Origin of the sequence: Bartonella sp. CL436QHHD (genome assembly GCF_042195105.1) — a bacterium.
Taxonomy (GTDB): domain Bacteria; phylum Pseudomonadota; class Alphaproteobacteria; order Rhizobiales; family Rhizobiaceae; genus Bartonella.
In genome coordinates this window covers 84,397-97,079 of sequence record NZ_JBHINR010000001.1, presented here as the reverse complement: position 1 = coordinate 97,079, position 12,683 = coordinate 84,397, and the positions used below count along the sequence as shown (strand labels likewise).

Below are 12,683 nucleotides of genomic sequence, written 5' to 3'. Positions count from 1 at the left end.
TGGATTATTATGCGTGTATCTTTGGACGAAACTGAGGTTATTGCGCCTCACTTTAAAAGGCGTTTGTCGGGAGTAACATCTACGATTATTCAGCTTATTCCAATGCAACGCGAACAGGGTATGCGTATATCCACTTTGGGGTTTGGTTTACCACAAACTTTACCGGCTCTTGCCTTTAGGGACCTTTTCGGACTTTGGAAAAGTCCGGAAGGGAAGCCATTTCGTATTTGGCATGCACGACGCAATATTGAGATGCTTTGTGGGATCTTTTTACGCGATGTTTTGCGAATGAAGCTTAAACTCATCTTTACTTCGGCTTCACAACGTCATCATAAGCCTTTTACCAAATGGTTGATTCGCTGTATGGATAGGGTTATAGCTACCAGTACACGTACGGGCGCTTATCTAGAAGTGCCTCATAAGGTTATTATGCATGGGGTGGATGTGAGGCGTTTTACTCCACCACAGACTTTTGATGATTGCTTTTCTTCGACAGGATTTCCAGGAAAATATGCGGTAGGATGTTTTGGGCGTCTGCGCTACTCAAAGGGAACAGATTTATTTGTTGATGCCATGATAGCATTATTGCCTGATTACCCCGAATGGACAGCACTTATCGCTGGTCGTACGACAGAGCAATATTATCATTTTGAAAAAGAGTTACGCCAAAAGATTGCTAAAGCTGGTCTGGATGATCGCATTATTTTTCTTGGTGAGATTCTGGACATCCCTTTGTGGTATCGTCGTTTAACACTTTATGTTGCACCTTCTCGTACAGAAGGTTTCGGTTTAACGCCATTAGAAGCAATGGCATCACAGGTTGCGGTTGTAACGAGTGATGCAGGAGCTTATAAAGAATTGGTTGTAGAAGCGACAGGAACAGTTGTAAAAGCAGGAGATGGTTTGGCTTTAACCGCAGCAATTGAACCTTATTTTTCTGATGTGGAAAAAACATTGGCAGCCGGAAAGAAAGCTTTAACCCATGTTCGTAATCACTTTCCTTTGGAAAAAGAGGCAAGCAAGATTGAAAGTGTTTACAAAGAACTGTTTGCGGAAAAAACACTTTGATATGATATCAAAAATCTTCTTAAGGGATGATAAAAAGTATTTTCCTTAAAGGTTTTTCATAGTCATCAAGAAAACAGCTCAATGATATAAATATTATTTTACAAAATTTATATTGTCTTTAGTAGAACACTATAAAAAGTTCCCAAAATTTTGGATAAAAGATTAAAAATGTATACGCTTGAGAGCGATATGTAGTTTATGATAAAGCATACTAGGAGAGAGGAAAGCTACTTTTATTCATTGATATTTTAGAATAAGAAAATAATGCTTTAACTCAAGTCTGGGGATTTATGCACTATCTTATACGGTGTCGTACTGATATTGTTCGTTTTGTAAGACTTAAATAGATAGCAAAAAAAACGTTTTCTTGTCTTAAAAAGATAATGATGCTATCTCCATGGATAAAATAGTCGTACATATTTTCAATAAATTCATGATAAGATGGATTTAAGATCAATATATATATATATATATATGATTTTTATAGATAATTTACCTTTTCAATTTGAATAAGAGCTTTGAGTAGCGTAAGATTTTCTTATGTCAAATCTGTTGATATTAAATCAAAGAGAGCTATCCTCTAGCACATCACAATCGGAAGAAGGCATGTGGTGGATAAAAACTATTGAAGACAAGGTGTAAAGAGATTTCTTATAAATTGTCTGAAATGCAGGCTGTTACGACATTAACAGAAAAAAAATAATATGGTGGTACTAATTTATATCTTATTTTGTAGTACCGACTTGCACCTTATTATTATTTAAGTAAAAATGATGGTGCCCATTTTATATCTTTCATGAAGGCTGTCGTGGAATGGGGGTGATGAGTACTGTGAGATGTTTTTTTATAAGCTTGTGAGCTCGTAATATAATAGCATTTTTTTCTATAAGGAGGTAACTCTATTAAAGAGAAAAAACACTTTTATCAGCAAATATTCATATTTTTTGCATGAGAGATTATTCGTAAAAAAGAATGTTCTATGCGTCCACTTTATTTGATAAAGAAGATCAATAAAGTGAAGTTTTATATGTTATGGCTTTGAAAATATTGGTATTTGATTGTTTTTGTTGAATTATTTTTATATCATTGATATGATGATTTGTATGGAAATTTTAGAAAATCTTCAGTGGATTGAGTAAGGGGTGAATATTATGATGCATACTGTTCACACCTTTTTATCTTGTAAATTTTTTATCATGGTAGAATAAAATACTCTCTGCATTAGAATTGTTCACGCCAGAAAGCGGGAATGAAAAGGACGAATATTGTTATGATTTCAAGGCGTCCAGCTAACATTAGAAAACTTAAAATCCATAAAGCATGGTCGTTGATTGTAGAGAAATTACCAGTGGGGCCAATAATATCTCCAAAGCCTGGACCAACATTTGAAAGTGCGGTTAAGACCCCCGTAAAGGCAGAGGTAAAGTCAAGACCGGTTGTAAGCAAAAGTGCAGTGCCGATAACAAGGCAAAACATATAAAGACAGACAAAAAACAAAACGGCTTGAGCAACATCATTTGATATATTTGAGTGATCGTAGCGCGCTTTTACAACGACATTAGGAGAAAGAAGTTTTTCTATATTTGTTTGTGTAATACGCCAAAGAATAATGAGGCGATTGATTTTCATGCCACCAGAAGTAGAACCAGCACATCCGCCTGTAAAAGAAACAATGAAGAAAATTCCAAGCGCAAACGGTCCCCAAAGTTGATAATCTTCAGCGCTATAACCTGTGGTACTAATAATGGATGAAAGGTGAAAAATGACATCAAGGAAAATCAAGTGGAACGCGCGATGATCATAAAACCGTAGCCATGCCGCTAAAGCAAAGCTGAAAAGGAGAACGATATGGAGAAAAACAATCACTTGTGGGTCAAGGAAGCGTTTGGAGTGTCCAGGAAGGACTAATTTAACATAAAGTACGAAGGGTAAAGCAGAAAGCAACATGAAGATTGTTGAAATAATTAAGATGGCTGGTTTATCAGAAAAATAGCCAAAAGAAGCATCATGCGTTGAAAAACCAGCTGTTGCTACTGTACTCATTGCATGGTTAATGGCATCAAATAAATTCATGCCTGCAGCAAAATAAGAAAGCATACAAGCCAATGTTAACCCAACATAAGCGATGATAATTCCGTTAGCAATTTGGTTGATGCGAGGCAATATTTTTTCAGATTTATCAGATGATTCCATATGAAAAAGTCGCACGCCACCCACACGCAGTGAAGGCAAAAGCAAGAGGGCTAAACCGATAAAACCAATGCCCCCAATCCAGCATATAAGGGAACGCCATAACAAAATACTTCGCGATAAATTATCAAGATCAGAAAGGACTGTGGAGCCTGTTGTTGTAATTCCAGAAACAGATTCAAAAATGGCTCCTGCTAGAGAAATGGGAAGAGGAGAAAGATAAAGAGGTAAGGCACCTACGATGCTTCCTGTAAGCCAAAGACAAACAGTGAGCATAAAGCCAAGCCGTGCTGAAAAGCGACAAGTAGCTCCCTTAGTTGCTAAAAGAATCAGCGTTGCTAACATGGTGGTTATGGCACAAGAATAGAGAAAGCTTATCCAATTACGATTGTTGTCGTGCAAATCCACAAAAATTGGCAAAAGCATTGCTCCTCCCATGATTAAGGCAAAACGTGCACAGACATTGATAATAAATTGAAAAATGATCGTTCCCTATCTTTGTATCTCTTTTTATTATGGTTTTGTGCTCATAAGAAGTTACATTTTTCTCTTTATAGGATAAGGATTAATTCTTAACATTAGCGTGCCTTGATGAATTAGTAATCAGACCTTTTCATAAAACTTGAAAAGAAGTATACATAACATAATTAGGGCTCTTGAAAAATATTTTTTTAAAAAGCTGCATTCCGTTATCATTTATAGAATAATTAATTTATAATAAAGTGAAGGGGATTTAATGGTGCAATCGCATATTCGTCTGCTGATTATTGGCTCAGGTCCAGCTGGTTATACAGCGGCGATCTATGCAGCAAGAGCAATGCTTAAGCCGGTTTTGGTGACGGGCTTGCAGCAGGGTGGACAATTAACAATTACAACTGATGTTGAGAATTATCCAGGTTTTGCAGATCCCATTCAAGGACCATGGTTGATGGAACAAATGGCAAAACAAGCTGAGAATATGGGGACAAAAATTGTCTATGATACAATTATAAAGGCTGATTTGTTGAAGTATCCTTTTGTCTTATATGGGGATTCAGGAACACAATATTCTTGTGATGCACTGATTATTGCAACAGGAGCTCAAGCACGCTGGCTTGGTTTAGAAAGTGAACAGACCTTTATGGGCGGAGGTGTTTCCGCTTGTGCTACATGTGATGGCTTTTTTTATCGTGATAAGGACGTTATTGTCGTGGGAGGAGGAAATACGGCTGTTGAAGAAGCACTTTATTTATCGCATTTGGCTAAGAGTGTAAGCGTGGTTCACAGGCGGGGGCAGTTTCGGGCAGAAAAAATTTTGCAAGATAGGTTGCTGGCTTGTAATAATGTGCGTGTTTTTTGGGATCATGTGGTCGAAGAAATTGTGGGGCTGCCAGCACAGGGGGCAATGGGCGCTGTTGTAACAGGGGCACGTCTGAAAAATGTTAAGACAGGTCATGAGATGAAAGTGAATGCAGAGGGCATATTTATTGCCATTGGGCATAATCCTGCTGTTTCTCTGTTTGAAGGACAGCTGAAACAAAAACGAGGCGGCTATTTATGGACAGCACCGGACTCAACAGCAACAAGCATTGCTGGTGTTTTTGCTGCTGGGGATGTGACAGATGAAACATTCCGCCAAGCTGTAACAGCTGCGGGAAGAGGATGTATGGCAGCGTTGGAAGCAGAACGGTTTTTGGATATATCCAAGCGTTAGTAACTCATTGAGAAAATAGAGAATATAGAGGTAGAATTAATTGTGGCGCCACCGTTGGATTGGGATAAGTTAAGGGTTTTTCACGCTGCAGCAGAAGCGGGATCTTTTACGCATGCTGCTCAAAAACTTCATTTATCTCAATCAGCCGTTTCACGACAGGTTTCGGCTTTAGAACAAGAGGTTGGGGTATCCTTATTTCAACGTCATGCGCGTGGTTTGATTCTTACAGAACAGGGAGAAACTCTTTATCGTACAGCTCATGATGTTTTGATGAAGCTTGAAAGTGTGCGTTTGCAATTAAGTGAAAGCTACGCAAAACCAACGGGGCACTTGCGTGTGACCTCGACCTTTGGAATGGGGGCAGGGTGGATTGCAGAGCGTATGCCAGAATTTCTTAGTCTTTATCCTGATATGCAGGTTCAGCTTTTGCTTTCCGATGAAGAGCTTGATTTGACAATGTGTCATGCGGATTGTGCTGTTCGCTTACATCAACCCAAACAACCTGATCTTATACAAAGAAAACTCTTTACAATTCATATGCATGTTTATGCTTCGGAAAAGTATATTGCAAATTATGGAAAGCCGGAAAAATTATCTGATCTCGATGAGCATCGTATTATTTCGTTCGGTGAACCTGTTCCACCTTATTTGTCTGGTTTAAATTGGTTGGAAAAGGCTGGTAGAAGTGATGGATCATTGCGCGTTTCAGTTCTACAAATCAACAATATCATCTCAATAAAGAATGCGCTTATGCGTGATCTTGGGATTGCTGTGCTTCCTGATTATATCGTCAATAATGATGAGCATTTGGTGCGTCTTTTTCCTGATATGGTTGATATTCCTTCTTTTGATACTTTTTTTTGTTATCCTTATAATTTAAAGAATTTGGCAAGGTTAAATGCTTTTCGAGATTATATTTTTTTAAAAGCTCGTCAGTGGTCTTTTTAATATTAATGTCTTAATTTATAAGGAACAATTAGCTGTTTTGCAACTTGAGACTCCCGTAATATTCTTTCGTTTCAAACTTGCTCATATTGAATCAATTAAAATTATTCGTTGCACATTAAAAGTGGAGGGAGTCTGCGCGGGTAAATATTTTTGAAAAAAGGGATAAATGTTTTTTTACAAATGCTAGCAAACGTGAGAGCTATTATATAATGGACAATCGTGTGATGGTGTAGCTTACATTTTTATATTTAATTAAAGAGAGTGCTACATAATGGAGACAAATTTAAAGCTATGTGTTTATTGCATAGCAGATACGCTTAAGTCTTTATTGTGCTTTTTCTTATAAAATGACATAGAATGCTATCTCTTGATTATGTTGCCTCCCAGTGCGTTTTCTTGAGTGTTCCCTTACGAAGATCTATCAGATTGATTTTATCTCTGAAGATTTTCCAAATTTGCCGGACAATATGTCCGGCTTTTTTTTTTATTATTTTTGAAAGAGTCCTTAGAAATTGCAATATATGGGAAGATGATAAGGAAAAAATTTTGAAACTTGTGGATATCCAACAATTTTTTAAGAATACTAAAATTCAATGAGGAGTTTAAGAGAGATTTATCCTGTTATACCATAAAAGTCTGTCTTTTAGGGGTGTGATATAAAATATTTAAAACCTTATACATGAAGTGCTTTTTATTAGAGTGTGAGGTGAATATTTAAGGCAGGTCTTGTTCATAAAGCCTATGAAGTAAATCAAGTAGTTATTAGATAGAACTTAAAGGAAACTGGATTGCTTACACAACGATGGGAGGTGGCTTCTTCTTCATTTTAGGACGAAGAAGAAGCCGAGAAATAGAAGAGATTTTATTGTAAGGGCCTTTGATTATAAGGGCAATTGTGTTTAAAAGCGCTCAGTCTTTTTTAGAGTTATAAATTGAATGGAGAAAGCAGAATAGGTTTTTCATCTCTTATGATAATAGACCTATTCATTTATTTGATAGCTAGATTTTTTTGATCTTTATCTACAGCCTCTATTTTTGTGTTTATTCATAGATATTTTTGCTGAATCGATAGATTTAGACCATGACACAGTTTCCGATATTTTCTCGGATATACTGACATTCGGTAAAAACAATCACAAGAGATGATATTTAAAAATTTTAAATTAGACTGTTGCAAAAGCGCTGTATACGTATACAAGATTCTTCAAGTAATTCTTCTGATGTTGCATAAGAAATACGAAAAGCTGATCCAAGTCCAAAAGCAGATCCTTGGACGACAGCAACAGCTTCTGTTTCTAGAAGCGCTATGGCGAAGTCCTCATCATTGGTAATACATTGGCCGTTAGGTGTTTTCTTTCCAATAATTCCGGAGCAAGAAGGATAAACATAAAAAGCACCCTCAGGCGTTGGACAGTGAATGCCAGGAGCTTGATTTAGCATGGAGACAACGAGATCACGGCGTGTTTGAAAAATACTTTTATTTTTAGCAATAAAGTCTTGTGGCCCGTTGAGTGCTTCAACCGCAGCCCATTGTGAAATGACACTTGTTCCAGATGTTTGCTGTCCTTGAATGGTATCCATGGCTTTAATTAATTCTTGTGGTCCGCCTGCATAGCCGATTCTCCATCCCGTCATCGCATAGGCTTTAGAAACACCATTCATTGTGAGTGTACGCTCATAAAGCGCTGGTTCTACTTGAGCTGGAGTAACAAAGGTAAAACCCTCATATGTGAGATGTTCATATATATCATCGGAAAGGATATAAACATGAGGATATTTTACTAAAACATCTGTGAGTTTTTTCAATTCATTATGTGTATAAGCAGCACCTGATGGATTTGAAGGAGAGTTAAAGATGAACCATTTGGTTTTGGGGGTAATGGCAGCTTCTAGCTCTTGGGGTTGGAGTTTATAAGAAAATTCGGCTTTTGTTTCTAAAAAGACAGGCGTACCATCGTTGAGTGCGACCATTTCTGGATAACTAACCCAATAAGGGGATGGAATGATGACCTCATCTCCTTTATTCAAAGTTGCCATGAATGCATTAAAGAGAATTTGTTTTCCACCGGTACCAACAATAATTTGTTCTGGTTGGTAAAGAAGGTTATTTTCTCTTTTAAACTTTGCAGAAATTGCTTGGCGCAATTCTGGAATTCCAGATATGGGAGGGTATTTTGTTTCTCCTCTTCGAATAGCTTCAATAGCCGCGTTTTTGATGTTGTCTGGGGTATCAAAGTCTGGCTCTCCAGCACTTAAAGCAATAACATTGCGCCCTAATGCTTTTAAATGGCGGGCCTTTTGAGAAGCAGCTATTGTTGCAGAAGGTTTGATAAGAGACAGTTTGTCGGCAATAAAAGCCATAATTTTAAATCCTTATATTATATCAACAAATGGTTATTGCTTTAAGGATATTCTATAAGAGATTATATTGTATGCAATAAAAAACTTCTAAAATACTCTTACACGGGCTTTATATTCTTCTTTTTTGAGATTTCACAAGATAATCTCTTTGTAGATTTTATGAAAGTTTTGAGGAAGTATAAGGGGGGGATAAATTGTGCAAAGGAGATAAGCAGTCTTTTATGTTAACAAGGTAAAATGATGCTTTATACAAAATAAAAAAAATCTTCGTCATTACAGACGAAGATTTTTAAATAAAATATTGCAGAATTTAAACTTTAAAGGGCTGCAAGGTTACCAGCGGCAAATTTTCCTGAACGACGATCTTGAAGAACATCATAAGAAATTTTTTGCCCTTCATTAAGACTGTTTAGACCAGAACGCTCGACAGCAGAAATGTGTACAAATACATCTGCACTACCATCACTAGGTTGAATGAATCCGAAACCTTTTGTTGTATTAAACCACTTAACTGTTCCTGTAGACATAGGAAACTCCTTAGAATATATAATTATATTGAGTACTGAAGCTTTCATTTCTTCAATACGGTTGTAGATCGAAATTAGGTGGGAGAAGTTTCGTCGAAAGTGCAGATTGCACAGGAAAGAAAGTCACGTAACCGAAAATTCGATGAAACCTCTATAAAAGTTTTTGGAACAAAAAGCAAGTCTTAATCAATTTTTATATAAAGAAAAAATAAGAAAACAGTGTACATTTTGTTAAGTAGAAAAATTCAACTGAAATAACTTTGTAGTGAACGTACTTCAAGGCGCCTTTTTTTGAGTGCTTTGATCGCTTCTACAACGGCTTCGGCTCCAGCTATTGTTGTATAATAGGGAACATTTTGCATGAGGGCTGCATAACGTAATGATTTTGAGTCTGAGATGGCACTGGCCGTGCTAGTTGTATTAAAAATCAATTGAATTTTGCGATTACGAATAGCGTCTTCAATATGGGGGTGTCCCTCTAGAACTTTGTTAATTTTTTTTGCTTCAACGTGGTGTTCGGTGAGAAATTTTTGTGTTCCACTTGTGGCGACAACAGAAAAGCCAAGCTCAGTTAAACGTTTTACAGGATTTAAGATGCGTTTTTTATCTTCATCTCTTACAGAAACGAACAAAGTTCCCTCTTTAGGGAGTTTTACACCAGCTCCAAGTTGGGCTTTAGCAAAAGCAAGCGAAAATTCATAGTCAAGTCCCATAACTTCACCGGTTGAGCGCATTTCTGGACCAAGAAGTGTATCAACACCTGAAAAACGAGCAAAAGGAAATACTGCTTCCTTGACGGCAATATGTTGTTTTTTTTGCAAAGAAGGTAATCCACCATAAGCTTGAAGAGCATCATGAAGCGTTTCTCCTGCCATAATACGTGCAGCCATTTTAGCAATAGGGCGACCAATCGTTTTTGCAACAAATGGGACAGTACGTGAAGCACGGGGATTGACTTCTAAGACATAAATGGTGTCATCTTTTATAGCATATTGTACATTCATTAAGCCGCGAACATGAAGTGCTTGTGCTAATGCTTTGGTTTGGCGCTCTAATTCAGTAACTATTTTATTTGAGAGCGTATGGACTGGTAGAGAACATGCTGAATCACCAGAGTGGATACCAGCTTCTTCAATATGTTCCATAATACCAACGATCAGTGTTTCGTTACCATCACATAGACAATCAACATCTACTTCAATTGCTTCTGTTAAATAGGTATCAAAGAGAAGCGGATTTTTACCAAGCAATATATTGATTTGTCCTGTTGTGTCGTTAGGATAACGGACTTTGATATCTTCTGAAATTAATTCAGGGACACTCTCAAGTAAATAATTTTGTAAGCTACGTTCATCACGAATAATTTGCATAGCACGTCCTCCTAAAACATAAGAGGGACGTACAACCAAAGGGAAGCCTAGTTCGTGGGCAATGAGACGTGCTTGTTCAATGGAGTGGGCAATACCATTTTGAGGTTGTGTTAAATTAAGTTTAAATAAAAGTTTTTGAAAGCGGTCTCTATCTTCTGCTAAGTCGATAGCGTCAGGTGAAGTACCTAGGATGGGGATATTGTGTTTTTCTAGAGCGCTTGCCAATTTTAAGGGTGTTTGTCCGCCAAATTGGACGATGACTCCAACCAAATCTCCTTTTTCCTGTTCTGCTTCTAAAATAGCGATAACGTCTTCTGTTGTTAAAGATTCAAAGTAAAGGCGATCAGAGGTATCATAGTCGGTTGAAACTGTTTCAGGATTACAGTTAATCATAATCGCTTCAAATCCTGCATCACGCAGTGCAAAAGCAGCGTGGCAGCAACAGTAATCAAATTCAATACCTTGCCCAATGCGGTTTGGTCCACCGCCTAAAATAGCAATTTTTTTGCGTTCAGAAACGTGTGCTTCCGAGTGCTCTACACCTGCAAAGGGAACTTCATATGTTGAATACATATAGGCTGTAGGAGAAGAAAATTCAGCGGCACAAGTATCAATCCGTTTGAAGACGTGTTTAACATTCAGTGATTTACGTAAAGCTGCGATATAATCGGGTTCTTTCCCTGTAAGGGAGGCTAATCGCGCATCTGAAAAGCCCATAGCTTTTAACATACGTAAATTATCTGCATCTTGGGGTAATCCATGAATGCGGATACGCTGCTCCATTTCAATGATGGAGGCTATTTGTTCTAAAAACCACGGATCAATTTTGCTAATTTGGTGAATCTCATTTAAGGGTAAGCCTGTGCGCATGGCTTGAGCAATATAGCGTAGACGATCAGGGCTTGGTATGGCAATGGCTGAGCGTATAGAACTTTTTTCATCACCTTCAGCATGCTCTGGAATCACAATTTCATCAAGACCCGTAAGCCCTGTTTCAAGTCCACGGAGTGCTTTTTGTAACGATTCTTGAAAAGTGCGTCCAATTGCCATGACTTCTCCTACAGATTTCATCGCAGTTGTGAGGACAGGTGATGAACCGGGAAATTTTTCGAACGCAAAACGAGGAATTTTTGTCACAATATAGTCAATAGAAGGTTCAAATGATGCTGGTGTTGCACCACCCGTGATATCATTTTTTAATTCATCAAGTGTATAACCAACAGCCAGTTTAGCCGCTACTTTGGCAATGGGAAACCCCGTTGCTTTTGAGGCAAGCGCTGAAGAGCGAGAAACACGCGGATTCATTTCAATAACAATGAGGCGCCCATTTTCAGGATTGACAGCAAACTGTACATTGGATCCCCCCGTTTCAACACCAATTTCGCGCAAAACAGCAATCGAAGCATTACGCATACATTGATATTCTTTATCGGTTAAGGTGAGAGCAGGTGCTACAGTGATCGAATCACCGGTATGAATCCCCATTGGATCAATGTTTTCAATAGAACAAACGATGATACAGTTGTCGTTCTTATCACGAACAACTTCCATCTCATATTCTTTCCACCCTAAAACACTTTCTTCAATTAATACTTCTGTTGTTGGTGAAGCTTCAAGCCCACGTTCAATAATTTCATAGAATTCAGAGCGGTTATAAGCGATTCCACCACCAGTTCCACCAAGGGTGAATGAAGGACGAATAATAGCTGGAAGCCCAACAACATCAAGAGCTTGAACTGCTTTTGCTGTTGCATGAGCGATATAATGTTGTTTGCGATCAGCTTCGGTATGTCGCCAGTTGCGCTCAAGTTCTTCGAGTGCTTTGTCAAGCGCAGCACCAGAAAGCTTTGCTTTAAGTTCAGCACACGTTTTTGCGTGTTGTTGGCGATTTTCTTCTTTCAGTTCTGTTGCATTGGCTAACATAGAGCGTGGCGTTTCCAAACCGATTTTTGCCATCGCTTGGCGGAATAAAGCACGATCTTCAGCTTTATCAATAGCATCAGCATTGGCTCCTATCATTTCAACATGGTAGCGGTCTAAAATACCCATACGCTTTAATGATAAAGCAGTATTGAGGGCTGTTTGTCCTCCCATAGTGGGCAAAAGGGCATCGGGACGCTCGTGAGCAATAATTTTGGCAACTATTTCAGGAGTAATGGGCTCTATATAAGTTGCATCAGCTAGATCTGGATCTGTCATAATCGTGGCAGGATTAGAATTTACCAAAATAATTCGGTAACCTTCTTCTTTTAATGCTTTACAGGCTTGAGTGCCTGAATAATCAAATTCACATGCCTGACCAATGATAATAGGTCCTGCTCCGATGATAAGAATAGATTTTATATCTGTGCGTTTGGGCATGACTTTTTCCTATGACAAATATCTGTGTGCGATTGTTGTGGGCAAAATATTTTAGTTCTGAGGCTACCGTCATTTTATAAGTTAAGTGACAAAGAAAGTAAGCATTAAAATACCTTTTCCATGCTTTTTTTCATAAAATTGAAGATAAATTTCTTTTTTGAGTTG

Annotated in this window: 7 protein-coding genes; 3 read left to right on the top strand and 4 right to left on the bottom strand. The window is 37.9% G+C overall.

Annotation, left to right across the window (positions count from 1 at the left end):
- The first annotated feature begins 9 nt into the window (after positions 1-9).
- Positions 10-1,068, top strand: a complete 1,059-nt coding sequence (locus ACFIKN_RS00390; RefSeq protein WP_375657736.1) for a glycosyltransferase family 4 protein — start codon at positions 10-12, stop codon at positions 1,066-1,068.
- 1,221 nt (positions 1,069-2,289) lie between these two features.
- Here ACFIKN_RS00390 and ACFIKN_RS00385 read toward each other — a convergent pair.
- Entirely contained in the window at positions 2,290-3,684 is a 1,395-nt protein-coding gene (locus ACFIKN_RS00385) for a TrkH family potassium uptake protein (protein WP_375637398.1), read from the bottom strand.
- A gap of 310 nt (positions 3,685-3,994) precedes the next feature.
- On the opposite strand from ACFIKN_RS00385, the gene trxB reads away from it, so the two are divergent.
- Both trxB and ACFIKN_RS00375 read left to right on the top strand, forming a co-directional pair.
- A complete protein-coding gene (gene trxB / locus ACFIKN_RS00380; protein WP_375637397.1) occupies positions 3,995-4,951 on the top strand; it encodes a thioredoxin-disulfide reductase in 957 nt (318 codons plus the stop codon).
- Between the two features lie 42 nt (positions 4,952-4,993).
- Complete coding sequence (locus ACFIKN_RS00375) at positions 4,994-5,899, top strand: LysR family transcriptional regulator (protein WP_273791217.1); 906 nt, start codon at positions 4,994-4,996, stop codon at positions 5,897-5,899.
- A 1,158-nt stretch (positions 5,900-7,057) separates the two neighbouring features.
- Here ACFIKN_RS00375 and ACFIKN_RS00370 read toward each other — a convergent pair.
- The 3 genes from ACFIKN_RS00370 to carB all read right to left on the bottom strand — a co-directional run bounded on the left by ACFIKN_RS00370 (position 7,058) and on the right by carB (position 12,518).
- A complete protein-coding gene (locus ACFIKN_RS00370; protein WP_375637396.1) occupies positions 7,058-8,260 on the bottom strand; it encodes a pyridoxal phosphate-dependent aminotransferase in 1,203 nt (400 codons plus the stop codon).
- A 317-nt stretch (positions 8,261-8,577) separates the two neighbouring features.
- Positions 8,578-8,787 (bottom strand): cold-shock protein, encoded by a 210-nt coding sequence (locus ACFIKN_RS00365; RefSeq protein WP_012754908.1) that lies wholly within the window; start codon positions 8,785-8,787, stop codon positions 8,578-8,580.
- A 245-nt stretch (positions 8,788-9,032) separates the two neighbouring features.
- On the bottom strand, positions 9,033-12,518 hold the full coding sequence (carB, locus tag ACFIKN_RS00360) for a carbamoyl-phosphate synthase large subunit (RefSeq protein WP_273791215.1): 3,486 nt from the start codon (positions 12,516-12,518) through the stop codon (positions 9,033-9,035).
- Between the last annotated feature and the right edge of the window lie 165 nt (positions 12,519-12,683).